Origin of the sequence: Bacillus sp. R86525, from assembly GCF_042466195.1 — a bacterium.
In the GTDB taxonomy this organism is placed as follows: Bacteria; Bacillota; Bacilli; order Bacillales; family Bacillaceae_G; genus Bacillus_A; species Bacillus_A nitratireducens.
Genome location: NZ_JAXHPX010000007.1, coordinates 4,880,001 through 4,906,255, shown reverse-complemented (window position 1 = coordinate 4,906,255; position 26,255 = coordinate 4,880,001). Strand labels below are relative to the sequence as shown.

Annotated in this window: 27 protein-coding genes and 1 rRNA gene (1 of these 28 only partly in view); 16 read left to right on the top strand and 12 right to left on the bottom strand. The window is 36.1% G+C overall.

Annotated features, from left to right (window positions below):
* The first annotated feature begins 314 nt into the window (after positions 1–314).
* Positions 315–1,481 (top strand): diglucosyl diacylglycerol synthase, encoded by a 1,167-nt coding sequence (locus tag SJY24_RS27950; RefSeq protein ID WP_377866968.1) that lies wholly within the window; start codon positions 315–317, stop codon positions 1,479–1,481.
* 373 nt (positions 1,482–1,854) lie between these two features.
* Here the strand turns inward: SJY24_RS27950 and SJY24_RS27945 are convergent, their stop codons facing one another.
* The 4 genes from SJY24_RS27945 to SJY24_RS27930 form a co-directional block, all read right to left on the bottom strand.
* The gene (locus SJY24_RS27945) at positions 1,855–1,974 is read right to left on the bottom strand and encodes a YfhE family protein (RefSeq protein ID WP_000358484.1); all 120 of its coding nucleotides are present in this window, start codon (positions 1,972–1,974) and stop codon (positions 1,855–1,857) included.
* Between the two features lie 109 nt (positions 1,975–2,083).
* The gene (locus SJY24_RS27940; protein WP_000914737.1) at positions 2,084–2,641 is read right to left on the bottom strand and encodes a GNAT family N-acetyltransferase; all 558 of its coding nucleotides are present in this window, start codon (positions 2,639–2,641) and stop codon (positions 2,084–2,086) included.
* Between the two features lie 241 nt (positions 2,642–2,882).
* Complete coding sequence (locus tag SJY24_RS27935; RefSeq protein WP_377866966.1) at positions 2,883–4,013, bottom strand: amidohydrolase; 1,131 nt, start codon at positions 4,011–4,013, stop codon at positions 2,883–2,885.
* 121 nt (positions 4,014–4,134) lie between these two features.
* Positions 4,135–5,040: a TIGR01777 family oxidoreductase gene (locus SJY24_RS27930; protein WP_377866965.1), complete on the bottom strand. Its 906-nt coding sequence runs from the start codon at positions 5,038–5,040 to the stop codon at positions 4,135–4,137.
* Positions 5,041–5,121: 81 nt separating this feature from the next.
* Here SJY24_RS27930 and recX point away from each other — a divergent pair, with 81 nt between their 5' ends.
* Together recX and SJY24_RS27920 are read left to right on the top strand one after the other, a co-directional pair.
* Entirely contained in the window at positions 5,122–5,934 is an 813-nt protein-coding gene (gene recX, locus SJY24_RS27925; RefSeq protein ID WP_377866964.1) for a recombination regulator RecX, read from the top strand.
* 13 nt (positions 5,935–5,947) lie between these two features.
* A complete protein-coding gene (locus SJY24_RS27920) occupies positions 5,948–6,265 on the top strand; it encodes a YfhH family protein (protein ID WP_377866962.1) in 318 nt (105 codons plus the stop codon).
* 64 nt (positions 6,266–6,329) lie between these two features.
* On the opposite strand, the gene SJY24_RS27915 is transcribed toward SJY24_RS27920, so the two are convergent.
* Together SJY24_RS27915 and SJY24_RS27910 are read right to left on the bottom strand one after the other, a co-directional pair.
* Positions 6,330–6,482, bottom strand: coding sequence for a YpzG family protein (locus SJY24_RS27915; RefSeq protein WP_000122093.1), 153 nt, complete (start codon positions 6,480–6,482; stop codon positions 6,330–6,332).
* Between the two features lie 46 nt (positions 6,483–6,528).
* The gene (locus tag SJY24_RS27910; RefSeq protein WP_000517891.1) at positions 6,529–6,687 is read right to left on the bottom strand and encodes a small, acid-soluble spore protein K; all 159 of its coding nucleotides are present in this window, start codon (positions 6,685–6,687) and stop codon (positions 6,529–6,531) included.
* A gap of 123 nt (positions 6,688–6,810) precedes the next feature.
* Here SJY24_RS27910 and SJY24_RS27905 point away from each other — a divergent pair, with 123 nt between their 5' ends.
* Complete coding sequence (locus SJY24_RS27905) at positions 6,811–7,077, top strand: YfhJ family protein (RefSeq protein WP_229134061.1); 267 nt, start codon at positions 6,811–6,813, stop codon at positions 7,075–7,077.
* Positions 7,078–7,101: 24 nt separating this feature from the next.
* Here the strand turns inward: SJY24_RS27905 and SJY24_RS27900 are convergent, their stop codons facing one another.
* Positions 7,102–8,082, bottom strand: a complete 981-nt coding sequence (locus SJY24_RS27900; protein WP_377866960.1) for a metal-dependent hydrolase — start codon at positions 8,080–8,082, stop codon at positions 7,102–7,104.
* Between the two features lie 149 nt (positions 8,083–8,231).
* Here SJY24_RS27900 and mutY point away from each other — a divergent pair, with 149 nt between their 5' ends.
* Positions 8,232–9,329 (top strand): A/G-specific adenine glycosylase, encoded by a 1,098-nt coding sequence (gene mutY / locus SJY24_RS27895; RefSeq protein ID WP_377866958.1) that lies wholly within the window; start codon positions 8,232–8,234, stop codon positions 9,327–9,329.
* 234 nt (positions 9,330–9,563) lie between these two features.
* Here mutY and SJY24_RS27890 read toward each other — a convergent pair whose 3' ends face one another.
* Complete coding sequence (locus SJY24_RS27890) at positions 9,564–9,740, bottom strand: hypothetical protein (protein WP_002094743.1); 177 nt, start codon at positions 9,738–9,740, stop codon at positions 9,564–9,566.
* 125 nt (positions 9,741–9,865) lie between these two features.
* On the opposite strand from SJY24_RS27890, the gene SJY24_RS27885 reads away from it, so the two are divergent.
* The 4 genes from SJY24_RS27885 to SJY24_RS27870 all read left to right on the top strand — a co-directional run bounded on the left by SJY24_RS27885 (position 9,866) and on the right by SJY24_RS27870 (position 13,255).
* Positions 9,866–10,147 carry a gamma-type small acid-soluble spore protein gene (locus SJY24_RS27885; protein ID WP_000039043.1) on the top strand — a complete coding sequence of 94 codons (282 nt, stop codon included), beginning with the start codon at positions 9,866–9,868 and terminating at the stop codon, positions 10,145–10,147.
* Between the two features lie 188 nt (positions 10,148–10,335).
* Entirely contained in the window at positions 10,336–10,590 is a 255-nt protein-coding gene (locus SJY24_RS27880; protein WP_000997589.1) for a YgaB family protein, read from the top strand.
* 319 nt (positions 10,591–10,909) lie between these two features.
* On the top strand, positions 10,910–11,440 hold the full coding sequence (gene ntdP, locus SJY24_RS27875) for a nucleoside tri-diphosphate phosphatase (protein WP_000506627.1): 531 nt from the start codon (positions 10,910–10,912) through the stop codon (positions 11,438–11,440).
* A 54-nt stretch (positions 11,441–11,494) separates the two neighbouring features.
* On the top strand, positions 11,495–13,255 hold the full coding sequence (locus SJY24_RS27870; RefSeq protein ID WP_377866957.1) for an ABC transporter ATP-binding protein: 1,761 nt from the start codon (positions 11,495–11,497) through the stop codon (positions 13,253–13,255).
* A gap of 13 nt (positions 13,256–13,268) precedes the next feature.
* Here the strand turns inward: SJY24_RS27870 and SJY24_RS27865 are convergent, their stop codons facing one another.
* The 3 genes from SJY24_RS27865 to hemL all read right to left on the bottom strand — a co-directional run bounded on the left by SJY24_RS27865 (position 13,269) and on the right by hemL (position 20,645).
* A complete protein-coding gene (locus tag SJY24_RS27865; protein ID WP_000765794.1) occupies positions 13,269–14,357 on the bottom strand; it encodes an FUSC family protein in 1,089 nt (362 codons plus the stop codon).
* Positions 14,358–14,708: 351 nt separating this feature from the next.
* Entirely contained in the window at positions 14,709–19,145 is a 4,437-nt protein-coding gene (locus SJY24_RS27860) for a glutamate synthase-related protein (RefSeq protein ID WP_377866956.1), read from the bottom strand.
* Between the two features lie 201 nt (positions 19,146–19,346).
* Entirely contained in the window at positions 19,347–20,645 is a 1,299-nt protein-coding gene (gene hemL / locus SJY24_RS27855; RefSeq protein ID WP_377866955.1) for a glutamate-1-semialdehyde-2,1-aminomutase, read from the bottom strand.
* A gap of 127 nt (positions 20,646–20,772) precedes the next feature.
* Between hemL and SJY24_RS27850 the strand changes: the two genes are divergently transcribed.
* The 6 genes from SJY24_RS27850 (at position 20,773) to perR (ending at position 25,063) form a co-directional block, all read left to right on the top strand.
* Entirely contained in the window at positions 20,773–21,786 is a 1,014-nt protein-coding gene (locus SJY24_RS27850) for an ABC transporter ATP-binding protein (RefSeq protein ID WP_000843652.1), read from the top strand.
* Entirely contained in the window at positions 21,779–22,570 is a 792-nt protein-coding gene (locus tag SJY24_RS27845; protein WP_000521526.1) for an ABC transporter permease, read from the top strand. The genes SJY24_RS27850 and SJY24_RS27845 overlap by 8 nt, the downstream gene beginning before the upstream one ends.
* A 4-nt stretch (positions 22,571–22,574) precedes the next feature.
* Positions 22,575–23,360: an ABC transporter permease gene (locus SJY24_RS27840; protein ID WP_377866954.1), complete on the top strand. Its 786-nt coding sequence runs from the start codon at positions 22,575–22,577 to the stop codon at positions 23,358–23,360.
* Positions 23,361–23,432: 72 nt separating this feature from the next.
* Positions 23,433–23,837 (top strand): ion channel, encoded by a 405-nt coding sequence (locus SJY24_RS27835; RefSeq protein WP_377866953.1) that lies wholly within the window; start codon positions 23,433–23,435, stop codon positions 23,835–23,837.
* Positions 23,838–23,881: 44 nt separating this feature from the next.
* Positions 23,882–24,337, top strand: a complete 456-nt coding sequence (gene bcp, locus SJY24_RS27830; protein WP_098888575.1) for a thioredoxin-dependent thiol peroxidase — start codon at positions 23,882–23,884, stop codon at positions 24,335–24,337.
* Between the two features lie 297 nt (positions 24,338–24,634).
* Positions 24,635–25,063, top strand: coding sequence for a peroxide-responsive transcriptional repressor PerR (gene perR / locus SJY24_RS27825; protein WP_000237831.1), 429 nt, complete (start codon positions 24,635–24,637; stop codon positions 25,061–25,063).
* 90 nt (positions 25,064–25,153) lie between these two features.
* On the opposite strand, the gene SJY24_RS27820 is transcribed toward perR, so the two are convergent.
* The gene (locus tag SJY24_RS27820; RefSeq protein WP_377866952.1) at positions 25,154–25,510 is read right to left on the bottom strand and encodes a YgzB family protein; all 357 of its coding nucleotides are present in this window, start codon (positions 25,508–25,510) and stop codon (positions 25,154–25,156) included.
* A gap of 412 nt (positions 25,511–25,922) precedes the next feature.
* Here SJY24_RS27820 and SJY24_RS27815 point away from each other — a divergent pair.
* A 16S ribosomal RNA gene (locus SJY24_RS27815) occupies positions 25,923–26,255 on the top strand; it runs 1,219 nt beyond the window's last position.

Here is a 26,255-nt window from a genome sequence, read left to right as displayed (position 1 = left end):
AAAGAATAAGCGGAGAAATTTACATAATTGTAAAGGGAAATCAAAATAGTAAAAAGAATTAAGAAGTAAAAGAGTGAGTATCATGAAATATAGAACATTTGTAAGTTATTGCGAAAGCTCTTATAGGAAAGTATAATGTAAAGATATGAGCACAGATAGGATTAAGGGGTCAATCTTATATGCTTTGCATATCCACGACAGGTACATAGCTAACAGGGGAATATTGGAATCCGAGTATGTAATGTTTAAGGAAAATGTTTTTCCTATTGTCGTATATGCAATATGGAGAAACAAAAAGCTAGGAGTGGATTTGTTTGATAAAAAACCCCAAGGTTTTAATATTAACTGCACATTACGGTAACGGTCATGTGCAAGTAGCGAAAACATTAGAACAAACCTTTCGCCAAAAAGGAATCAAAGATGTAATTGTATGCGACTTATTTGGAGAATCACATCCAGTTATAACCGATATTACAAAATATTTATATTTAAAAAGTTATACGATAGGAAAAGAATTATATCGTTTGTTTTATTATGGTGTAGAGAAAATTTATGATAAAAAAATAGCATCTTGGTATGCGAATTTTGGGAGAAAGCGTTTGAAATCGCTATTACAGGTAGAGAAACCGGATATTGTTATTAATACCTTTCCAATCATCGCTGTACCAGAATTGAAAAAGCAAATAGGTATTTCTATTCCTGTTTATAACGTATTAACGGATTTTTGCGTTCATAAAATATGGATCCACCGAGAAGTAGATCGTTATTTTGTAGCAACAGATCATGTGAAAAAAGTGATGGTTGATATTGGTGTGCCTGCAGAGCAAATTGTTGAAACAGGGATTCCGATTCGTAGTAGTTTTGAGCTAAAGATAAATCCAGAAATTATATATAATAAATATCAGTTATGTAAGGATAAAAAGATGTTACTAATTGTAGCAGGTGCTCATGGTGTGCTAGGAAGTGTAAAAGAGCTATGCCAGTCATTTATGTCAGTACCAAACTTACAAGTAGTTGTCGTTTGTGGGAAAAACGAAGCTTTAAAGCAGGATTTATTGGGGCTGCAGGAGCAAAGTTCGGATACTTTAAAAGTATTTGGTTATGTTGAAAACATTGATGAGTTATTCCGTGTTACTTCTTGTATGATTACGAAGCCCGGTGGTATTACATTAAGCGAAGCAGCAGCGTTACAAGTACCTGTCATTTTATATAAGCCTGTCCCAGGACAAGAAAATGAAAATGCGTTGTATTTTGAAAGAAAAGGGGCTGCAGTTGTAATCCGTGATGATAGTGAAGTTTTTGCAAAAACAGAAGCGTTATTGCAAGATGATATGAAGCTTCTTCAAATGAAAGAAGCGATGAAAAGTATTTATCGTCCGGAACCAGCTGGTCATATTGTGGATGCAATTTTGGCAGAAAATCATGCAGAGCCGAGTTGTATACCTATTAAATCACCAGCTCTTGCCGAATCTTTTACTTAATATGAAACCCTCTTTTAAACTTTTAAAGAGGGTTTTTTTATTATTGTAACAAAAGTAAGCGTGAATTATAAACTTATCCACAAATGATCGCGCTTTCATTAGACAATAAAATCGGAATATTAACAACTATATCCACATAGTCCACAATTTTTAGAAAATTATCCACAATTCGCGCGTTTGGTGTTCATTTAAATAAATGAATTCGTAAAAGGTTTTTTGAATTTATGCACAATTATATGGTCTTTGTGGATAAAGTTGTCCACAAAAAAGGTTCCTTATTTATAAGGAACCTTTTTTGCCAATCCATTGGAAAGTCTTATGTAATGAAACTGAATAATTAGGGGGGAAAACCTTCTAATTATTCAGTTTCACTTTAAATACTTTTTGAGCGATATCCCGCTGCACGATCTGCTTTTCGAAATTCTCGTTGATAAAGAACTTCTTGTGTACTAGATAATGTGTTTTTCGCTTTGTCACGTTTCTTTTTATCCATTACAAATCACCTCGTGTCTTAAAGTCACTATCTATCGTTTCCAAAGACATGGGGTGATATACATATATGCAAACTAGTATTGAATAATTATTATTTCAAAAAATTTAGACTATGCTTCTTTTAATTGATGAGCATCTTGGAATGTTGTATCTCGCATTGTAGCAAGTGTATATTGATCTTTTGGAATTTCATATAGGTTATATACTTCTTCATTTGCGTTAATTTCATCATAAACGGCTTTTCTTGTTTCATTTGCTAGATTTACATATTGTAGTTTTTCGGCAGCCTTAATAGAACGAATATTTATTTTGCGAATACGCATAAAAATTGTTTCAATATCTAATTCATAGAAGAGTTCGCTAAAAAATGAATCTTTCGCCAATTTATTATAGCCTTTGCCATGGTACGGTTTTCCAAGCCATGTTCCAAGGAATCCGGCTTTTTCTTGCACATCAAATAAAGTAATTGTTCCGATAGGGTTACCCCATTCATCTAAAATTGTACGTGAAATTAATTCCCCACGCTCTTCAGCTTCAATCGTTTGTTTTGTTAAAAATAAATATTCCTCATAAGAATAAGCCTTTTGACGCACAAAAGGGAAGACAGCTGGATCCACCATTAATTCGTATAGAACGTGGCTGTCGTGTAAGTCGCGTTTTTTCAACACACTAACTCCTCCTCACACGAGGGTAGCATGACGAAAAAGCACCCCACCCTCGAAATTTTTATATCAATCTTTAAAAAATTTCGGGGTGGGAATCGAACCCACTAGAACCAGTTTATAACGCTGGTGGCGCACCATTTGCCTTCCCCATTCATCAATTTGAAAATGATAATCACGACACAAATTGATTATGGTTTCATTCAGTTTATAATCGTATAATACTTTATCTAGTCAAAAAAATAAACTAGTTTTTTTTATTTTTTTTGTAAATTATTTTCCCATCAATCATAGTTAGTACAGGCTTAGCTAAATAATGGAAAGGATGATGTGTCCATAGCACGAGATCAGCGTCTTTTCCAACCTCAATGCTTCCAATTCTATCCTCTAAACGTAAATTTCGCGCTGGGAATATAGTGATTCCTTCCAATGCAGTTTTCTCGTCTAATCCTTCCCTTACTGCGACAGCAGCACAAACATTTAAATATTGAATGGGTGTATAGGGATGATCTGTTGTTATAGAAACTTCCACTCCATTTTTTGATAATATATGGTAAGTATCCCATGTTTTGTTTTTTAGTTCGATTTTCGAACGGCGTGTAAGAGTGGGGCCAACTGAAACCTTCAAATTGTGTTTCGAAAGCTCTTCAACAATAAAGTGTCCTTCTGTACAATGTTCAATACGTAAATCAAGATTGAATTCTGTTGCAAAGCGTAGAGCAGAAGTAATATCATCTGCGCGATGAGCGTGGATACGTACTGGTATTTCCCTGCGAAGTGCTTTTAAAATAGGAAGCATTCGAAAATCAGCTTCATGTCCATAGTGTTGTGCTTCGTAGAATGATTCTCGAAGTAAACCCATAATACCCATACGTGTTATTGATTCTTTTGTTCCGTTACTATGAACTTTTTTAGGGTTTTCTCCAAAGGCAATTTTTAAACCAGCAGGTTCTTGAATAATCATATGATCAATACAAGTTCCAGCAGTTTTTATTACACAAGTAGTACCCCCGATAATATTTTGACTCCCAGGCATAACATGAACAGTTGTAATTCCATTTTGTACAGCATCTTGAAATGCAATATCAAAAGGGTGGATTCCGTCTAAAGAACGGATATGTGGTGTTGAAACTTCAGAGGTTTCATTTGCATCATTTCCAGCCCAACCAGTACCTTCATCATAGAGACCAAGGTGAGTATGGACATCAATAAATCCAGGTAAGAGATGAAGGGCCCGCGCATCTATAACGGTCATATCTTGAGTAGGCTGAATAGAAGATTTGACCTCAGCAATTCGTTCGCCTATAACGAGTACATCACCTTGGAACTTTGGGGATGTAATAGGGTACACAATGGCTTGTTTGAGCAATATTTTCATAGGTACCTCATTTCTGTTACTTTACAATGTTAATGGAATTTAAGAAAAAGTAACTGAAAGGTTATTTGTGTAGTAATGCTCTGGATCCTAGACCCCCTTGTAAAATTGTGTTTTAGAAGTACTACATTGTATGCGAAAGTATATTTTGTAATGCATGGTTTACTGTCGGAAATGTGTATTGGTATCCATGTTCAATTGCTTTAATAGGTAATACATGTTGCCCTTCTAGTACAAGTATACTCATCTCACCCAATAAAGCGTGAAGCATAAATGAAGGGACAGGTAACCAATGAGGCTTTCTCATTATAGTTGCAATGGCTTCTCCAAATTCTTTCATTTTTATAGGGAGGGGGGCTGTAATATTAAGAGGACCATCAATTTCTTCTTTGTGTATGATGAAATCCATCATGCGAACCACATCGTCTATATGAATCCATGATAACCATTGGTTTCCAGATCCAATTGTACCTCCGATATAGAATCGATAGGGAAGTAGCATTTTTGGAAGAGCTCCTCCGTCTGCACCTAATACGACTCCGAATCTTGAGTAGATTGTTCTTATTCCAAGAGAACGTGCTTTAGATGCTTCTTGCTCCCATAAAAATACTGTTTCTGCTAAAAAGTCATTTCCAGGAATTTCTTGCTGTTCGGTAAAAGACTCTGTTTCAGATGTTCCATAGTATCCAATAGCGCTTGCGTTAATAAGTGTGTGTGGTTTTGTATCAAGTGCTTGCAATTGTTTAATGAGTCCTTTTGTTGTTTGAATTCTACTGTTTAAAATTGCTGCTTTTTGTTTCTTTGTCCATCTACTATTAATAGACTCTCCAGCTAGATTAATAACTACATCGATAGAAGAGAGGGGGAAGGTCTGTAAATCCGGTGTCCATTGTACGTATTGAAGGTTAGTGTGTGAAGTTTCAGCAGTTTTTTTTCGAGTCAGAATGTAAACAGTATATCCTTTTTGAATAAAAAAAGTAGAAAGGTATTTACCGATAAAACCGGTGCCACCAGAAATTGCGATTTTCACAATCATTTCCTCCTCATTATATATATTCTTGAAAAATAAAAATGTTCCTCGACTATGTTAAAATAATAGAGAGGTGAGAGTATGGCTGTCATTACAAAAATAGAAGTACAAAAACGATCGAAAGAACGATTTAATATTTATATTGATAAAGGTCAAGGTGAAGAATACGGATTTAGTGTGGATCAAGTAATCTTAATGAAACATGGATTACAAAAAGGGTTCGAAATTGATGAAATAGCGTTAGGGAATATTTTGTACAATGAAGAGGTACAAAAAGCATATTTACAAGCAATTTCCTATCTATCCTATCAAATGAGAACAAAAAAAGAAGTAGAAGACTATTTACGAAAAAAAGAAGTGGGACAGGCCGTCATCTCTGAAGTCGTTTCGAAATTATTACACGATCGATATATTAATGATAAAGAGTACGCCATTTTATATACGCGAACGCAAAGTAATGTGAATCGAAAGGGTCCAACTGTTATAAAAAGAGAGTTATTAAATAAAGGTGTTCAGGATCTAATCATTACACATAGTTTACAAGAGTATCCAAAGGAGAAGCAAATTGAAAATGCTTTGGTTCTTATAGAAAAGAAGAAAAGATCTTATCAAAAGCATTCATTTTTACAAATGAAGCTAAAGTTAGACGAAATGCTTATTCGTAAAGGGTATTCTAGAGATGTAATTCAAATTTGTTTAGAAGAATTGAAAGACGAAAAAGATGACGAACAGCAACAAGAAGCGTTACACTATCATGGGAATAAATATTATGAGAAATATAAGAAGTATGATGGATGGACATTCGAAAATAAGATGAAACAAGCGTTATATCGAAAAGGATTCTCTATTGATGAGATAGAGATATTTTTACAAATGAAACGTGAAGAGGGATGAGGGGAATAATAAGATGAATATGCCAAAACGCTACAGTGAAATGACAACGCATGAGCTTAGAGAAGAAATTGGGGCTTTGAAGGAGCAAGCAGTAAAGGCTGAGCAACTTGGAATTGTAAATGAATTCGATGTGTTAATGAGAAAAATGGCCATGGCCCGTGCTTACATGACTGATATAAACAAATTCCATATTGATGAGACATATGAATTAGTAGAAGAACCTGGTGTATTATTTAAAATCACGTACTTCAATGGGGTATTTGCTTGGGGTTATAAGCAAAATGATAATGAAGAGATTGGGATACCAATTTCCTTGTTGCAAGAAAAATAAAAACCAGAGAGCGAATATCTCTCTGGTTTTCATCTTTGGTAGGCGTTAAAGGAGATAGGAGATTCTAAAATTGGCGTTTTTTACATTCATTGGCCAATATAATGAGAGACTGGGTTTGCTGCGTCTGTCCGTTAACTTGCGCTTTCGCATGTTTCGGACGAGTCCACGTATGGTTAAATAATTCAGAACGACTATCTAAACGATCACGGTAGCTCATCTTTATCACCTCGTGTAGGAAGTTAATTTTTTAGGTTGTACCTGTACTATTCTTCCTGCTGATTTGCAGCACGCATACGTTCTTGTGGGTGCGTGTTAATTGTGCCGTTAGGTCGTTTCGAAGCGAAGCGTGATTTCGCTTTCGGCTGACCATCGATTTTGCTGTTGTTTTTTGACTCAGACCAAAATTCGGCTTGTTTACCCATTGCGAACGCCCTCCTCATCATCAGTTGATACCTCTTTAAGAAGTATCACTTATAGAATGTGCAAAATAAAAGAAACTATCCTTTAGAAATTAAGGGAATAAATAGGTAAAAGGAGAATAGAACATGAATGATATTCACGAAGCATTAACAAAAGAATTATTAGACAAAAATGACAAACTTTCTTACGCACAAGCTCGTGCGTGGGTTGAATTATTGTGGGAAGACTTTCAAACAACTTATGCTAAATCAGGTCGTTATCAAGGTGATGAAATGACTGAACAAGTGGTACGAACATGGATTAATAATCATGGAGGTCGCCTTCATGAAATGCGTACCAATAATCCGAAATATAGCCATTTAATCAATCAAGAAGATCATTTGAAACATTAAAAAAAGCGACTTAAGTCGCTTTTTTTAATGTGGAAGTAATTCCAGTTTTTTTCGAAGTTTTTCTTCGCTGAAAATCCATCCCGTATATGAACTAATAATATTTAAATTTTGATCGAGTTGAACGATTGCGACGAATGGATAATAATCTTTGCTTCGATACCGCAAATCAATGAACCGAACTTCATAATAGTTATCATAATCGAAAATATCCCAGCGATATACAGGTGAAAAAGATAAGAAAGCAGATATATTTTCATCTCGCACAGCAGCCTTCATAATGGCAGTATTCGGGAACGGTAAGCGATCAAATTTATCGTATACAAGAATGTTACCGCGGTGCCATCTTGCGACGTAGTAATGTTCCGTTGTTACGACGGCTAAATGATAATGATAAAATTTGTAAGAAGGAGAAATAATTACTTTCTCTACATTTTTGAAACGTTTGTATACTACACTTTTAATATTTCGATGCATCATAACGCGGCCGATGTAGTAAACAAACATTAAGATATACGCCGCTAAAGCAGTATATCCTTTATGTGATCCGACAAGCATACAAGCAATTGCAAGTATATGGATAAAGAAAATGACAGTATCGAACGTATTAATTATGCCAAGTGCTACCCATTTTTTGGTGAAGGGCCTTAATGCCTGTGTACCATAGGCATTGAAAATATCCACAAAGACATGAAGAAAGACGGCAATAAATGACCAAAGTAGTAGATGCAAATATGGAGCGTCTGAAAAGAAGGCGAACGAGATGCCACTTATAAGGAATGACCAAAGAATTACTGCAGGAATGGAATGAGTAATCCCGCGATGATTTCTTATATATTTAGCGTTATTACGCAATTTTAAAACTGTATCGATGTCAGGAATATTGGAACCGGCAATTGTAGCAAGCATAACTGCTTGTGGTCCAATATCACTTTGTGCTATGGCTGGATCTAACGTTGCCAAACTGCCTAGAGTAACGCCCATAACAAGGTGAGTGGCTGTGTCCATAGAAATCCACCTCCGTTTTTTATTAATGTAACTCTTTTTATTCGATACCTCAAGTCCTTTGTCTTCTATTTCCTATGTCATCTTACTTAAATTTTTTCCTAAAATCTTTATAATAGTACTTATATGCAAAAAAATGAGGGGGATCAAGTTTGACACTTGAAATATTAAATAATTTTAACATAGAGCAGTTTCAAATTGATTTAATTGGTTGGTTTGAAAAAGAGAAACGCGACTTACCGTGGCGAAAAAATAAAGATCCATACCGTGTTTGGGTTTCGGAAATTATGTTACAGCAAACAAGGGTGGAAGCTGTAAAACCATATTACGCAAATTTTATGGGGAAGTTTCCTACGCTTGAAGCGTTAGCAGATGCCGATGATGAAGAGGTATTAAAAGCATGGGAAGGCTTAGGTTATTATTCTAGAGCACGAAATTTACATGCAGCAGTAAAAGAAGTAAAAGAAGTATACGGTGGGACAGTACCGAGCGATGTAAAGAAAATTGAAAAATTAAAAGGAGTGGGACCATATACAAAAGGTGCCATTTTAAGTATTGCATATGGCATACCAGAGCCAGCGGTTGATGGAAACGTTATGCGCGTATTATCTCGTATTTTATCAGTGTGGGATGATATTGCAAAACCGAAGACGAGAAAAGTGTTTGAAGAGATTGTGCGTGAAATTATTTCGGCTAAAAATCCATCTTATTTTAATCAAGGCTTGATGGAATTAGGAGCATTAATTTGTATACCGAAAAATCCATCGTGTTTACTTTGCCCTGTACGTGAACATTGCCGAGGGTATGCTGAAGGCGTTCAAAAGGAGTTACCAGTAAAAAGTAAAGCGAAGGCTCCTACGATGGTACCGATTGTTGCAGGGGTGCTTCAAACGGAAGATGGTCGTTACGTCATTAATAAACGTCCAAGTACCGGATTACTGGCTAACATGTGGGAGTTCCCGAATATTGAACTAGTTGAAGGTATTCGTAATCAGAAACAACAGCTTACGGATTATATGAAGGAGAGCTTTGATCTTTCTGTTTCAATTGATAAATATGCGATGAATGTACAACATACTTTTACACATCGTACTTGGGATATATTTATATTTTACGGAAAAGTAACAGGTAATATTGTCGAAACGGATACACTAAAGTTTGTGTCGAAAGAAGCGTTTGAGCAGTTACCTTTCTCGAAATCACATCGTACAATTTACGAAAAGTGTGTTGAGAAAATTACAATGCAATAAAGTGAAACTTTAATCAGTGGGGGTTTTCTTCATCCCCCCCTGATTATTAGTTGAACCAATCGGGCTTTTATGAGCAGTTGATCCCCACCTAACTTCTGTGCTTTCGCTGCATTTTGAGGTGGGGTCTTACTGCCCGTTAATGCGGGATAAATAATAAAAACGTGTTCCAGAAATTTGGAACACGTTTTTTATATTGAAAATAAATTTGTATTTTGAGGTTAGAAATCCACGCGTTTATAATCCGCCACGTGACTCGATTTCTTTCACAATTTCTTTATAAATTGTTTGTCCCTCTACATTTAGATAAGGCATAATTTGTTGAAATGAATGATGAAAATGAGCTAATTCATCCTTGTTCCATTCATTTTTGGAAATCATCGTCAGCTCAGTCATATCACGTCCAGTATACATATTCCCACCTCCATCATATGTAGTTTGAATGAGTGATAAGAGATATATTCGTAAATTTTTAAAAAGAAAATTAAGGATAACTTCGAAGGGAATTGGTTACATTATTGGTTGTGGAGGTGAGAAAGATGAGTAAAAAACAACAAGGTTATAATAAGGCAACTTCTGGTGCTAGCATTCAAAGTACAAATGCTAGCTATGGTACAGAGTTTGCAACTGAAACGAATGTACAAGCAGTAAAACAAGCAAACGCACAATCAGAGGCACAGAAAGCACAAGCTTCTGCTGCTCAAAGTGCAAATGCTAGTTATGGTACAGAGTTTGCAACTGAAACAGATGTGCATGCAGTGAAAAAACAAAATGCACAATCAGCTGCAAAACAATCACAATCTTCTAGCTCAAATCAGTAATGATGGAAAAACACTTCTCCGTTCGAGAGAAGTGTTTTCTATGTGTGCAGGAGTCATTGTAATGAAAATAAAGGGAACGACATAACTTCTAATAAGTCAACAAATGTAGTCAAAGGAGAAAGAAGTGCGCGATTAGAAATATGTAATAGGAATTATAACTGGCGAATGAATTTAAAAGGGGGTAAGTGATGAACGATTTTGATAAGTTGGTAGGAGAGCAGTTGGAAACGATGGATGAGCTTTTAAAGTTACAATCGCATTTAGAGAAGTATCAGCAAATTGAAATGAGTGAAAGGGATACGTGCGATAAAAAAGAATTGCATTTTATCCGTCAAGAAATATATAGAACAGAAATAGCATTAAAACTTTTACATGAAAAATTTGAACAGCAAACGAATAATGTGATTCAATCTTTTGAAACCGAAAAAATAATTTCAAATTAAGGGTGAGATATGTTGTTGATTTTATGTGAAAAGTCCTTTCTTGAACAGAGGTGAGGGGGCTTTTCTTTTTGTTATATCTTCGTTTAATCTTCTAAAATACGTATTGCTAATTCATAGGAAATGTTCCTTAGTTAAAAGGGTTAGTGATGTGGTATTCAATCATACAAACTTCATTATATTCCTCATGAAAACAAGTGTCCTATCGCTTTAGTTTTAAAATTTTGACAAAAAAGTTATAATAGAAAAAAAGTGAATGCAGTTCAAGGGGTAGTTAAGACAACTTAAGAAAAGCATTTGCGGTTGAAAGAAGGGAGCATATATGGGATTTCCCAAAGAAGGAGAAAAGGTACAAATACATAGTTATAAACATAATGGCTCCATTCATAGAATGTGGGAAGAGACAACAATTTTAAAAGGGACGCAGAGCCTTGTGATCGGAGCAAATGATCGTACAGTAGTTACGGAATCAGATGGTCGAACATGGATTACTCGCGAACCTGCGATTTGTTACTTCCATGCTAATTATTGGTTTAATGTGATTGGAATGCTGAGAGAAGAAGGGGTATATTATTATTGTAATTTAAGTTCTCCTTTTGCATATGACTCTGAAGCATTAAAGTATATTGATTACGACTTAGACATTAAAGTGTATCCAGATATGACATATACACTTTTAGATGAAGATGAGTATGAAAAGCATAGTCAAATCATGCAGTATCCACCTGTTATTGATACAATTTTAAAACGAAATGTAGCACATTTAACACAGTGGATTCATCAAAGAAAAGGTCCATTTGCACCGGATTTCGTAGATATGTGGTACGAAAGATATTTAATGTACAGAAATTAAAACAAACCTGCAGGGAATTTCCCGGCAGGTTTGTCCTATTAGAGGGGGGATTATGTGCAAGGTATAAAAAGATATTTACAATTTGTTAAACCATATCGATGGCTCATTGCTATTACAATTATTATTGGTCTTGTGAAGTTTGGTATCCCGCTTATTATGCCATGGTTATTAAAGTATATTATTGATGATGTTATTCAAGGCACAGGCTCACTTCAAGAAAAAACGTCGCAATTAATAACCGCAATTGGGATTGCTTTTTTTATCTTTGCGATATTAAGACCACCGATAGAATATTATCGTCAATATTTTGCGCAGCGCATTGCCAATACAATACTATACGATTTACGAAAATATATTTTTGGGCACTTGCAAAAATTGAGTTTACGTTATTATTCGAACACAAAAACAGGGGAGCTTATTTCACGTGTAATCCATGATGTAGAACAAACGAAGGACTTTGTAATTACCGGTCTTATGAATGTCTGGTTAGATACTGCAACAATTGCTATTGCTATTATCGTTATGTTTTCTATGAATATAAAATTAACCTTTGTTGCTTTATTAATCTTACCTATTTATGTAGTTGCAGTGAAATATTTTTTCGGGCGCCTTCGAAAACTGACGAAAGAGCGCTCACAAGCGTTAGCAACTATGCAAGGGTATTTACATGAACGTATTCAAGGGATGCAAGTGACACGTAGTTTTGCATTAGAAGAGTATGAACGAGGACAGTTTGAAAAGAGGAATAATGAATTTTTAACGAAAGCACTAACTCATACGAGCTGGACGGCGAGAACGTTTTCGGCAGTGAATACGTTAACGGATTTAGGGCCATTACTTGTTATTGGTTTTGCGGCGTATGAAGTAATTCAAGGATCATTAACACTGGGTACTATGGTTGCTTTTGTTGGATATATGGATAGTTTATATAGTCCGCTTCGTCGACTCGTTAATTCATCTACAACATTAACACAGTCTTTCGCCTCGATGGATCGAGTGTTTGAATTGCTGGATGAAAAATACGATATTGTTAATGTGCCAAATGCGGTGCAAACAAAAAGGTTAGATGGAGAAGTTATATTTGATAATGTTTCTTTTCGTTATAATGCGGATGAAAAAGAAATATTGCATAATCTGTCATTAACTATGCACCCAGGAGAGAAAGTTGCGCTTGTAGGGGCAAGTGGTGGAGGAAAGTCATCTCTCGCCAGTTTAATTCCGCGTTTTTATGATGTTTCTGAAGGAGCAGTTTATATAGACGGGATAGATGTAAGAAAGTACAATATGAGAAATTTGCGTAGTCATATTGGAATTGTGCTACAAGATAATCTATTATTTAGTGATACAATCGGGGCTAATATTTTATATGGTAATCCGAAAGCTACAGAGGCGGAAGTGATTTCAGCTGCCAAAGCTGCGCAAATTCATAATTTTATTACAGAATTGCCAGACGGCTATGATACTGTCGTGGGGGAACGTGGTGTGAAATTATCGGGCGGGCAAAGACAACGTGTTGCGATTGCACGAGTGTTTCTAAAGAATCCGTCTTTACTTATATTAGACGAAGCAACTTCCGCTTTAGATTTAGAAAATGAACGATATATTCAAGAGGCACTGCAAACGTTAGCGGCAGATCGGACAACAATTATCATTGCACACCGATTAGCGACGATCACGCATGTCGATACAATTATTTATGTTGAAGATGGTGAAATAAAAGAAACGGGTTCTCATGAAGAGTTAATGAAAAAAAGGGGATTTTATTACAATCTATATCAACTTCAGCATATAACAGAAACAGCTCCTTTAGCATAAAAGGAGCTGTTTTTTATTCGTCTTCTTTTTTATCTTCGATTTGGAGTTCACTCTCTGGTTTATGGTATGTGTAGAAGCTATCCACAAGTAAATCTAAATGCTCTACTTCCTCACTGTAGTTAATAATTGAAGAAATAAGAGGGAAGAGGTGTAACCATATTTTATATGCTTCCTCATCGTCCTTATTTTGATAATCCATAAAGATATCAATCAATTCTTGTTTACCTGTTTCAACTTCATCAAGCATCTCAACGGATTGTTGTTTCTTTGCTTTACCAATAAATTTTAATAGCACTTGTTCGTGATAATGCGTTAATGAATCAAGTTCGTTTTGAATAGATTCCTGAAACTCTTCTGGCATATAGCGCAGTTCATTTTCAGTGCGATGTAATGACTTTAACGTGCTTAAAGCGCGGCTTGTTGTCGCTAACATTTGTCTGAATAAAACGAGCTTACGAATTTTTGCGAATTGTATTTTCTTCGTGTAACTTCTTTCTTCTTTATACAGCAAATAGTAATGATTTAGTTTAATCATTTTTTCTTTCATGCGATCAATATCGGTTTTTAGCGTTGTAAAATCAGAAGCTTGCCTACTGTTCATACGAATCCATTTAACAATTTCCTCTGTATTATCAACGATGCGATGGTAAAGTTTTGTTTCATATTTTGGCGGCATAAATACTAAATTTACAAGCGAAGCCGCAATAATTCCAATCATAATCGTCGCGAATCGAAGTAAGGCAAAATTAAAGAAATCTTCGCCTTGATACTCCATAATGGCGATAACTGTTACTAAAGCGATTGATATTGTGTTTTCTAAGCGTAATTGTAAAGTAAGAGCAATTACTAATATACACGTTAATCCAATAATAAAAGGATTATGTCCAAAAGCAGTAGCAAATACGATAGCGAATACCGCACCAATTACGTTTGCTTGAATTTGCTCAAGAGCTGTTAAATACGAGCGGTATACAGACGGTTGAACAGCAAAGATAGCTGAGATTCCCGCAAATACTGGACTCGGTAATTGAAGTAAAATACAAGCAAATAAAGCTAATGTAATGGCAATACCCGTTTTTAAAATGCGAGCACCAAGTTTCATACCCTTATTGATATCCTTTCTCTTGTCATAATGAATGTACAACATGATACTATACATTCATTACAATATGTTAGCAAGTGATATTTTAGTGACGTTAAAAAGTTTAATAAATAAATTACAATCAATTTATAATTTCTCCAAATTCTCTTTAAACATCTATTCTTTAATAAAAAAACCTGCTGAAATTCAGCAGGTTTCAAATTGTTATTATAGATTACTATGTGATGCTTGCTTCGTCAATTTTTTTTATGAAAATAAATATTGTACATATCCCGCATTAACGCCCGATTGGTGAAGGCTAATAATCAGTGGGGGATGGACAAAACCCCCACTGATTAAAGTTTCACTTTATCATTCAGTTGAGATAGACGGGTCCGCCTGTTCTTTTTTCGGGATAATTTCATAGAAGTGAAGCTGGATATTATCTAACAATGGTGTTAACAAAGCGACTTCTTCATATTGTTCATGCTCATTTAATACACGAATGTAGTCTAATAATAATTCATTTACATCTTGCAAACCATTTTTACTAATTGGCTGCAATGTTACATTTGCACCTTTAGCGATTCTTTGTTTTAAGGCTTGCTCTGTTAAACCTAAGTTTGGCTCATGACGTAAATAAACAACACCACCAGTCATGCCGGCACAAATCCATGGACCAGGATCTCCTAAAACAAGAGCACGACCATTTGTCATATATTCAAAAGCAAACCCTTTTATATTGGAATAGGCGCCTATATTCCCTTGTTCTTTTTCACGGAGTGGTTTTGTAATTCTACCTCCAATTATCATGTCTGCCCCAGAAAGGCGAATGCCAGCACGAGCATCAGCGTTACCTTGCACGTATAATGCACCTTTTTGAGCGCCGTATCCAAATCCTTTTCCGACAGAACCGTTATAATATGTTCCATCTTTTCCTTTTGCTTTCGTTATATAAATGCCACCACCAAATGAAGTTTTCCCAATGCCGTCTTGCGCACCGCCATTTACGTGTATAAATAAGTTCTCACTATTGTACGCGCCTAATCCGTTTCCAGGAACAGAACCGTTTGTATACTTTAATGTAAGTGGTTCAAGCTGAGTGTTTTCATATAATTTACTACGAACACGATAACAGGATTCTAGACCGCCCATTACACGTTGCTCTACGCCGACGCTTACTAATTCTTTTGACTGGAGAGAATTAGTTGATTCAAATTGTTTTTCTTGTACAGATTCTGTTATTTTCACGGATGAATCTTCTATCGTTTGTATTAAGTTTCGTAAGTCTAATAAGTTCTGGCCTCGAGTTTGTTCTAATAAATCTGATCGCCCGACAATATCTTGTAAGCTTGTGTAACCAAGCTGCCCTGTTAAACGTTTTAGTTCTGTACCGAAAGTAGTGAATAGGTTTAATAGCCCGGCAACTGCGCTTTCTAATTCACGTGGAACGAAACGGCGCAGTCCATGTTCTTTTGCTTGAGCTTCAGATTCAATTTGTGTTGCAATTCCGACGTGGCACGTATCGAGATGACAACCACGGCAAGTTGTACAGCCAATGGCAATCATTGATAATGTACCAAATCCAATCCGGTTTGCTCCAAGGAGCATGATTTTTAAGGCATCATTTACGCTTCGGATACCACCGTCTGCCCAAATCTCTACTTTATGTCTCATATGTGCTTCTAATAGAGCGTTATGTGCAGCTTTAACACCGATTTCTACAGGAAGACCTACATGTTGCAGTGCATGAATACGTGCAGCACCTGTTCCGCCATCAAACCCGCTAATGTTAATAAAATCAGCCCCGGCTTTTGCAATACCGACAGCAATTGTTCCAATATTAGGAACGACAGGGACTTTTACAGCTACTTTTGCAAGGTGATTAGCCGTTTTAATTTCTGTAATCATTTGGGCTAAGTCTTCAATTGAATAAATATCATGGTTGTTAGAAGGTGAAATTAAATCCGAACCAATTGTAGCATTACGTGCTTCAGCAATTTTGGCAGTTACTTTTGAACCAGGTAAATGTCCACCTTCACCAGGCTTTGCTCCTTGACCAATTTTTATTTCAATTAAATTTGATGAATTTAGTAGTTCAGCGTTTACTCCAAATCGACCAGATGCAACTTGTTGTCCGCGTGTATTTGGGTATTTGCCAATCATATCTTTAATTTCGCCGCCTTCACCGTTCAAACTAATCATATTTAGCTGATCGGCAGCTTCTGCATATGCACGGAAGGCTATTTCATTTTGAGAACCGAATGACATGGAACTAATAATAAATGGTAAATCATGATTGTGAATGCCGATGGACACTTCTTCAGTCGGAATTACATGTTTTGTTTGTTTTGTTTGAATAAGGTGCCTGATTGCGATAGAGTTATTTTCTTCTAATTCACTTAACTTGTCGCGGTAATCATCATAAGAGTTTCCTTTGGCAACATCACCAATTGCTTTCCAAATCCGCGGGAATATATGAAATGATTTTCTCATTCTAACTTGTGGATTGTTATAATCAATCGCACGAATTTTTGCATCTTCAGCAAGTGATTCAAGTGAAAAAGCTAAATCATTTGAACCGAAGAAATTTGTAATTTGTAATGTATTTGCGATTTCCTCATGTAATCCAATAGAGGAAAAGAGGCGACCGTAACCGCGTAATTCATGGATTCCAATCGTTGAAATTACTTTCTCTAGTCCTTTATTAAGTGCGGTATACAAATTAGTAATTGGTGCTTTTGTTCCATCATTTACAGTTGCGAATAATAAATATGGATTAATACCGTCTGCCCCTAATCCGTATAGCGTGACGATATCGTGTAAGGAGCGAAGGGCACCGGAACGTATAACGAGAGAGCATTTCCGGCGTAAGTTATTTTCAGTTAATGCTTGATGTACTTTAGCGATAACTAAATGTGGATCAATCCATAATAGTTCATTTTGATGAGAGTTAGCGTCATCTAATAATAGTAGGGAATCCCCATTTTTAACGGCTGCTATCGCTTCGGAACTAATTCGATTTAACGCGCTTTGTAAAGTTTCTGATGGACTAAATGTAACAGAAATTGTAGAAACAGAGCTATGAGTGGTGAATAGCTGTATAAGTTGTTCGTACGTAATCGTCTGTAAGTCTGCCGCGATAGGCCGAGCTAAACTTCCTTCTAAAATAATTGGTGAAAGCAGCTCGATCACAAATGGTTGTTTAGAGTTATTTAATAAACTTGGACGTTCTCCGAGTACAGTACGTGTGGAGAAGTGTTCGACTTCTCGATCACGATCGATTGCTGGATTTGTCACAACGGCTACACTTTCCTTAATGAAATCGGCAATATTTCGTCTATCTGTATCAAGTGCGGCAAGTGGTGAGTCATGCCCAAGTGAACGAATTGGTTCGACACCTTTTGTTGCCATCTGTTCAAGGAGCTGAATATGTTCTCGATCCCAGCCGAAAGCAACGTATTGCTTCGTTTCAACTTGAACAGAATCACATAACCCCTGGATTTCTGTCGTTTCAGGGATAGATAAGTTTACATGATAGTTGGTAATATCGATTCGTTTCTTAAAACGGTTATATACTTCAATTTGATAATTGTCGTATTCATAGAGAATAAGCTCATCTTGTTCATTCCATTTTAGTCCAACTTTTTCTCCAGGAGCGAGTGGTTTCGGCTCTGCTACATACTCAGTTGGTGATACAACTCCAGGTTCAGAAGAGAAAATATAGGAGCTCTCTGTCTCTACTTTCCAAACTGGGCGCAATCCAAGAGAATCGACACTGAAAACAGCTTCATCTTTATAACGTGAAATGATGCCAGCTGGACCTTGGGCGAAATGCCCCCAAGCCTCACGTATATAAGTGTATAAGTTTTGTAAGTTTGTTTCGTAAAGTTTTATTTCATTAATAATTGGTGGAAATAATATATCCATTGCTTCAAATAAGCTGTAGTTATACTGAATGAGAAGGGTTTCTAAGGTGCGGTTTAAATCTTGGGAATCACTACCCCCGGCAGTAAGTGGTACATGAATCATTTCAGCTTGATCGCGTAATTTTGCAATCGTGTTAATTTCGCCATTATGTCCGAGAATGCTAAATGGTTGTACACGAAAAAAATTAGATAACGTATTAGTAGAATAGCGATTATGCCCCAGTGTCATAGTTGAAGCGATAAGTGGGTGTTGTAAATCATTGTAATAAGCAACGAGTGTATCGCCAGCACCGAGAACTTTATATACAACATGTTCATGACTTAATGAGGCAACATGAATTGCTTCATTTTCTTCGATTTTTATTGTTATAGAAAATAATGTTTGTTCAATATTTTTAACTTTACTTTCGGCGATAAGGGCAATTTGCCAAAATAAAGGTTCTTCTTGTTTACCAAGAGGACCGAGTGCATCTGAGTTTATTACATCATCATTTTCGAGAACAATTGTAAAATTATCATTGTTTAGTTGCGTACGAATGTAATCTTTTAACTCAGCAATGTTTTCTTTTTTGTTTAGAAAAAAATGTCCAACGATAAAGTGGGGATGATCCACAATCGTTGGATTATATCCGCTACTTTTCAGTTTTTCATTCCAAAGTGCTTTTGGCATGTCGATATGAATTCCGATACCATCTCCTTCGCCATTAATGAAACCAGCTCTATGATTCATTTTGACGAGTGATTGTATACAAAGGTCGATGTTTTCTTTGGTAGGAATTCTTCGTTTTTCCATAACGGAAACGATTCCACACGCATCATGTTCTGCATTTTTATAATTCCGAAATAAAGACGGTGTCCATTTATTTTTTTTATTGAGCATCCGTCAATCCCCCCTCTAGAAAATAAATTTTGAATAATCTTACTATTTAAGGTGTAACTAGCCTTGTATACAGGGATAGTAAGGATATAAAAGAATATAAAACAGATAATTATGAATAATTATACTATTGATGAGGGATTTATGAAATAGAAAAAAGGAAAAAAGAAAGGTTGCTTTCTTTTTTCCTTTTAATTACAGGGGTTATTTATTGTCTGCTAAAGCAGCAAATGCTCTGCCGACAGCTTCAATTGTATATTCAATATCTTCTTTTGTATGTTCTGTCGTTAAGAACCATGCTTCATACTTAGAAGGTGCTAAATTAATACCTTCTTGAAGCATTAGCTTGAAGAATCTACCGAACATTTCCCCATCTGTATTTTTGGCTGCATCATAATCTTCAATTGTATTTGTCGTGAAGTATACAGTTAATGCACCCTTTAGGCGGTTTACTGTAATATCGATGTTATGTTTTGTAGCTTGCTCTAAAATTCCTTTTTCAAGTATTGCGCCAAGTTCATCTAATTTCTCGTATACGCCTTCTTGTTGAAGTACTTCAAGGCATGCAATACCTGATGCCATAGAAGCAGGGTTCCCGGCCATTGTACCAGCTTGGTATGCAGGGCCGAGCGGAGCAACTTGTTCCATAATTTCTTTCTTACCACCGTAAGCGCCAATTGGAAGGCCGCCGCCGATAACTTTACCAAGTGCTGTTAAATCTGGTGTTACACCAAGTAAGTCTTGAGCGCCGCCATACATAAAGCGGAAAGCAGTAATAACTTCATCATAAATTACTAATGCACCAGCTTCATGGACAAGCTCATTTACTTTCTCAAGGAATCCAGGTTTAGGCTCTACGATACCGAAGTTTCCAACGATTGGTTCTACAAGGATAGCTGCTACTTCATGTCCCCATTTATCTAACGCTTCTTTTAAAGTTTCTACATTATTAAAGGGAACAGTAATAACTTCTTGTGCAATACTTTGTGGCACACCAGCTGAATCAGGAGTTCCAAGAGTAGAAGGACCAGAGCCAGCTGCTACAAGTACTAAATCGGAATGACCGTGGTAACAACCAGCGAATTTCATAATTTTTGTGCGACCAGTGTAAGCGCGGGCAACACGAATGGTTGTCATAACGGATTCTGTACCAGAGTTTACGAAGCGGACTTTATCTAATGCGGGCATTGCTTCTTTTAACATTTTTGCAAATTTTACTTCTAGCGCTGTTGGCGTTCCATATAGTACACCATTTTCAGCAGCTGTTGTAATTGCTTTTGTTATATGCGGGTGAGCATGTCCAGTAATAATAGGGCCGTATGCTGCTAAATAATCGATATATTTATTTCCATCTACATCCCAGAAATAAGCACCTTTTCCACGTTCCATTGCAATCGGAGAACCGCCTCCAACTGCTTTGAAAGAACGGGAAGGACTGTTAACACCACCAACGATATGTTCTAAAGCTTCCTTATGTAACGCTTCTGATTTTGTGAAATTCACTTCAATTCATCTCCTTACAAAAATCTATGTATTATTCTAACATGTTTTTTGAAAAGACGTATTGTTTGTGATAGAAGGAGCAGTTGGGTAAACTATTCGTTGTGACATTTAGGAAGGGGGTCCGATTATGAAATCGGTAATTGAGGTACAAGGGTTACGTAAAGAGTTTACAGCCTATTCAAGTCGTCCGGGATTAAAGGGTGCATTTCGCGATTTATTAAATCGTAATTATAAAATAGTACCAGCAGTAAATGATGTTTCTTTTACTGTGAAGCAAGGTGAAATGGTCGGTTATATTGGTGAGAATGGTGCTGGTAAATCAACGACGATTAAAATGCTTACAGGGATTTTGACTCCGACATCAGGACAAATTACAGTGAATGGAATGAATCCGCACAAACAGAGAGAAGAATTTGTAAGAACAATTGGTGTTGTGTTTGGTCAGCGTTCACAGCTTTGGTGGGATATTGCTGTACAAGAATCATTTCGTTTATTGAAGAAAGTGTACGGTGTATCAGACGCTCAGTATAAGGAACATATGGAACATGTTATTGAAACGTTAGATATCGGTCCTTTATTAGATAAACCGGTACGAAAATTATCTCTTGGTCAAAGAATGCGTTGTGAACTAGCAGCGGCGTTAATTCATAATCCGCCATTATTATTTTTAGATGAGCCAACAATTGGACTTGATGTTCTTGTGAAATTGAAAATACGAGAATTTTTAAAAGAGATGAATGAACGTTATAAAACAACAATTTTATTAACGACGCATGATATTACTGATATTGAAGCTTTATGTGAACGCGTCATCATGCTTGATGAAGGAAATATTATGTATGACGGATCTTTAGATAATCTTCGTACGCAGTGGGGAGTAGAGAAGGAAATACATTTTCAGTTTGTTGCCCCAGTTTCATACCAGGAGTTATCAATGGTTATGCCAGATAGTCATGTTGCTTGGTCAAAGGCGAAAGAAGAAAACGCTTGGGTGGCAAAAATACCGAATGAAGAAGTTATCATTTCTATGTTGATTTCTAAAGTAGTACAGGCCTTTCAAATTAAAGATTTGAAAATTAACGAAGTGTCTACAGAGGAAATTATTCGTAACATTTATGAAGAAGGTATTATGCATGGGTAAGTATATTGAAATGATTCGAATTCGCTTTTTAATGATGCTTGCTTATCGTACAAATTATTACAGCGGGATTTTAATTTATACGATTAACATTGGTGCGTATTATTTTTTATGGCAAGCAATTTATAGCGGGAAAGAGAATATTGAAAGTTTATCTATTTCACAAATGACTACGTATATTGCGATCGCATGGATGGCACGTGCTTTTTATTTCAATAATATAGATAGAGAAATTGCGATGGAAATTCAAGAAGGGCGTGTGGCGGTAGAGCTAATTCGTCCGTACAACTATTTAGGTATGAAAGTTATGCAAGGGCTTGGAGAAGGGATATTTCGTTTTGCTTTCTTTTCAATTCCAGGTATGGTTATGGTTACGTTATTATTTTCATTACAAATTACAACGAATTTTCAAACGTGGTTATATTTCTTCTTATCTTTAATATTTAGTTTTATCATTAATACACAAATAAATTTAATGACAGGAATGCTTACATTCTTCTTATTTAATAATAGTGGAATTATGTATGCGAAACGTGTTGTTATCGATTTATTTTCTGGTCTATTATTACCGATTAGTTTCTATCCGTTATGGGCCCAAAAAGCAATGGTGTTTTTACCGTTTCAAGCAATTAGTTATATTCCGAGTATGATTTTCTCTGAAGGTATACAAGGGAGTAAGTTATATGAAGCTTTATTATTTCAAATGATTTGGGCAATTATACTTATTATTCCAATTGTACTGATGTGGAAAACGGCGAGAAAACGTCTAATCGTACAAGGGGGATGATGAGATGATGTATATAAAATTATTTTTGCAATATGCAAGTCAATATATAAAAACAAAATTGGAGTATCGTGGCGATTTTATCGTCGGATTACTTTCAGATTTATCACTACAAGCTGTTAATTTAATCTTCATTCTTGTTGTGTTCGGACATACCCAAGCACTAAAAGGGTGGAGCCGAGAAGAAGTAATCTTTATTTACGGTTTCTTTTTAGTACCGTTTGCCATTTTTTCAGCTTTCTTTAATATATGGGACTTTAATGATCGTTACATTATTAAAGGAGAAATGGACCGTATATTAACGAGACCAATCCATAGTTTGTTTCAAATTATATTAGAAAGAATGGAACTCGAATCTTTAATTGGAGCGATTACAGGAATTATTGTAATGGGATATGCAGCAGTAGAATTACAGTTATCTTTTTACTGGTATGATTTCTTCTTATTCCTACTAATGGTAGGGGGAGGGGCGCTTGTGTATGGCGGGATATTTGTTACGCTTGCAAGCCTTGGGTTTTGGTCGGATGCGAAAAGTTCGATTATGCCGCTTATGTATAACATAGGGAATTATGGGCGCTATCCTGTTGATATTTATAATCGTGTTATTCGCTTTATTTTAACGTTTGTTTTACCGTTTGCATTTGTGGGGGTATATCCAGCAGCATACTTTTTAAGAAAAACAGAGTGGAATAGCTATGCTTTTGCGACACCATTTGTTGGTATTATCTGTTTTACTATTGCAATTACCCTTTGGAATCAAGGGGTCAAACGATATCGCGGTGCAGGAAATTAATTATAGAAGCTTGTTCGTTTCTAAGGGATAAATCAGCTATAGTCCTCATACATATAAAATGAGGTGGAGGACATGTTATGGGGATTTATTCTATTAATTGTAGCAATCGCTATTTTGAGAAGTGTCCAATTATTATGGAGTTCATATTCAGATTCCAAGCGTTTCTTTTCGCTGTATAATTTAGCCACGTTGTTTTTGATTTATACAACGGTACTGATTGCGTTTGGATTAAGTTATGTTGTATTAGAGGAAATGGGTTTTGCAGTTTTGAAAGAAGATGGGGATAGGCTAAGTGCTCATTCCTTTCAACTTGTTGAAATATGTTTATATTTTAGTGCAGTTACTTTATTGTCCGTTGGATATGGGGATATAGCTCCGATTGGAGTCGGAAGATGGATTGCAATTGGGGAGGCACTAATTGGATATACATTACCGTTTGCCTTTGTGGTAAGGACTGTAATGGACAATGAAAAATAAGGTAGCATTTGTTATAGTAATAGAAAAGAGAAGGAGTGATAACAATGATCACAGTAGGAGAAATGGCACCGGAATTCACATTAGAGGGAAGTAACGGAGAACAAGTTCGTTTAGCTGATTTCCGAGGTGAAAATGTAGTTTTATATTTTTATCCGAAAGATATGACTCCAGGGTGTACAACTGAAGCGTGTGATTTTCGTGATGCATATGGATTATTCCAAGAGAAGGATACGGTCATCCTTGGTGTAAGCCCTGATTCGGTGAATAGGCATATGAAATTTATTGAAAAACATGAGCTCCCATTTGCACTTTTAGTAGATGAAGATCATAAAGTAGCAGAATTGTACAATGTTTGGAAGTTGAAAAAGAACTTTGGGAAAGAGTACATGGGAATCGAACGTTCTACATTCCTTATTAATAAAGATGGTGAGCTTGTAAAAGAATGGCGTAAAGTGAAAGTGAAAGGACATATTGAGGATGTTCTTTCTTATATAAAGTAAATTTACTGTGGAGATAAAATATATAGAAGTAAGGCGAGTGTCTATACATATTTTATCGTCTTACATAAAGTGAAGTGTAGGGCATACCTCCTCAGATGATAGTATTCCAAGTGCGATTATGTCGCACTTTTTTCTATGTAAATGTATAGAAAATGGGGAAAGGTATATAAGAATAAGGCTATATACAAAAATAAACCACATACTTATAGTAGAAATATTGACGATTTATAAGAAAAGGAGTACACTCTTTATAAGAATTATAAAATAATAATCCGTATAGAATCGGGGTGCATGACGGTGGTCAAAGAAGAATTAAAAGAAGCGCTAGAAATGCTGAAAAATACGGGTGTACGCATTACTCCACAGCGTCATGCTATTTTAGAGTACCTTGTGGAATCTATGACGCACCCAACAGCGGATGACATTTATAAAGCATTAGAAGGTAAGTTTCCAAATATGAGTGTTGCAACTGTTTATAATAACTTACGTGTATTTAAAGAGGTTGGACTTGTAAAGGAATTAACTTATGGAGACGCTTCAAGTAGATTTGATTATGTTACAAGTCAACATTATCATGTGATTTGCGAAAAATGTGGTAAGATTGTTGATTTTCCTTATGGAGGTTTGGAACAGCTTGAAGAGGAAGCTGCGAAAACGACAGGCTTCGTTATTAATAGTCATCGCTTAGAAATTTATGGCGTTTGTCCAGAGTGTCATAAGGCGTAATATATAATAAAGAAAGAGGGTGACGTAATCGTCACCCTCTTTCTTTATTATATGGAGATGAAAAAATACTGATCAAAGTAAAAACACGTGTTACCCTTTATAGCTTTTTTTGTTGTACTTCTCATCAAATTCTTTTCCTTCTAAACCCGGATCGAGTGTTAAAGGCTGGTTGCAATGCATACATGCGTCGACACGACCGAGCATTTTTGTTGGCTTATCGCAGCTTGGACAAATAATTTGTACAGTTTTAGTGGATAACATACCAATCCAAAAGTAAACGACAGTACTAGCGATAACAGCTAAAAAGCCAACCATCATAAATGTTGTCATAATAATAATGTTGTCACGGAAAAAAACTCCTAAGTATGCAATGAAGAGACCGATAAATACTAGGCTTAATGCAAAGGTCCGAATTTTATTGATTTTGTTCGAATATTTAATGCCCATTCCCACCACACTCCTATAATAATAATATAACACAAAAATCAGAATTTTCATTCTCGTATAAACCTAGTGAAATGATAAGGTGTAAAATAGGAAGGCGTATAGCCGTGTAAAAAAGAATACATGAGGAGATAGAATGCTATTGTTCAAGTGTTTTTAAAGTTTTTAACGGGATGTGAAATTTTTTTTGAAAAAGTATTGACCCTGTATATACTGCATGATATATTAATAAACGTCGCTGATGCGGAAACGCAGCAAACGACAAAAAAGAAATTGAAAAACTTAGTTGACATCGAAAAACGAAGATGTTAACATAAGGAAGTCGCAAATGAGCGACCGAGTAGTTCTTTGAAAACTGAACGAAACAAACAACGTGAACGTCAATTTTTATTTTTAGATGCTAGACAAACTAACTTTATTGGAGAGTTTGATCCTGGCTCAGGATGAACGCTGGCGGCGTGCCTAATACATGCAAGTCGAGCGAATGGATTGAGAGCTTGCTCTCAAGAAGTTAGCGGCGGACGGGTGAGTAACACGTGGGTAACCTGCCCATAAGACTGGGATAACTCCGGGAAACCGGGGCTAATACCGGATAATATTTTGAACTGCATGGTTCGAAATTGAAAGGCGGCTTCGGCTGTCACTTATGGATGGACCCGCGTCGCATTAGCTAGTTGGTGAGGTAACGGCTCACCAAGGCAACGATGCGTAGCCGACCTGAGAGGGTGATCGGCCACACTGGGACTGA

Bases quoted from the DNA above. Each gene is read 5' to 3' on its own strand.
- SJY24_RS27945 (WP_000358484.1), bottom strand. From the start codon at position 1,974: ATGGATAAAAAGAAACGTGACAAAGCGAAAAACACATTATCTAGTACA.
- SJY24_RS27935 (WP_377866966.1), bottom strand. From the start codon at position 4,013: ATGAAAATATTGCTCAAACAAGCCATTGTGTACCCTATTACATCCCCA.
- recX (WP_377866964.1), top strand. From the start codon at position 5,122: ATGGCTGTCATTACAAAAATAGAAGTACAAAAACGATCGAAAGAACGA.
- SJY24_RS27920 (WP_377866962.1), top strand. From the start codon at position 5,948: ATGAATATGCCAAAACGCTACAGTGAAATGACAACGCATGAGCTTAGA.
- SJY24_RS27915 (WP_000122093.1), bottom strand. From the start codon at position 6,482: ATGAGCTACCGTGATCGTTTAGATAGTCGTTCTGAATTATTTAACCAT.
- SJY24_RS27910 (WP_000517891.1), bottom strand. From the start codon at position 6,687: ATGGGTAAACAAGCCGAATTTTGGTCTGAGTCAAAAAACAACAGCAAA.
- SJY24_RS27905 (WP_229134061.1), top strand. From the start codon at position 6,811: ATGAATGATATTCACGAAGCATTAACAAAAGAATTATTAGACAAAAAT.
- SJY24_RS27900 (WP_377866960.1), bottom strand. From the start codon at position 8,082: ATGGACACAGCCACTCACCTTGTTATGGGCGTTACTCTAGGCAGTTTG.
- SJY24_RS27890 (WP_002094743.1), bottom strand. From the start codon at position 9,740: ATGTATACTGGACGTGATATGACTGAGCTGACGATGATTTCCAAAAAT.
- SJY24_RS27885 (WP_000039043.1), top strand. From the start codon at position 9,866: ATGAGTAAAAAACAACAAGGTTATAATAAGGCAACTTCTGGTGCTAGC.
- SJY24_RS27880 (WP_000997589.1), top strand. From the start codon at position 10,336: ATGAACGATTTTGATAAGTTGGTAGGAGAGCAGTTGGAAACGATGGAT.
- ntdP (WP_000506627.1), top strand. From the start codon at position 10,910: ATGGGATTTCCCAAAGAAGGAGAAAAGGTACAAATACATAGTTATAAA.
- SJY24_RS27865 (WP_000765794.1), bottom strand. From the start codon at position 14,357: ATGAAACTTGGTGCTCGCATTTTAAAAACGGGTATTGCCATTACATTA.
- SJY24_RS27860 (WP_377866956.1), bottom strand. From the start codon at position 19,145: ATGCTCAATAAAAAAAATAAATGGACACCGTCTTTATTTCGGAATTAT.
- SJY24_RS27850 (WP_000843652.1), top strand. From the start codon at position 20,773: ATGAAATCGGTAATTGAGGTACAAGGGTTACGTAAAGAGTTTACAGCC.
- SJY24_RS27845 (WP_000521526.1), top strand. From the start codon at position 21,779: ATGGGTAAGTATATTGAAATGATTCGAATTCGCTTTTTAATGATGCTT.
- SJY24_RS27840 (WP_377866954.1), top strand. From the start codon at position 22,575: ATGATGTATATAAAATTATTTTTGCAATATGCAAGTCAATATATAAAA.
- SJY24_RS27835 (WP_377866953.1), top strand. From the start codon at position 23,433: ATGTTATGGGGATTTATTCTATTAATTGTAGCAATCGCTATTTTGAGA.
- bcp (WP_098888575.1), top strand. From the start codon at position 23,882: ATGATCACAGTAGGAGAAATGGCACCGGAATTCACATTAGAGGGAAGT.
- SJY24_RS27820 (WP_377866952.1), bottom strand. From the start codon at position 25,510: ATGGGCATTAAATATTCGAACAAAATCAATAAAATTCGGACCTTTGCA.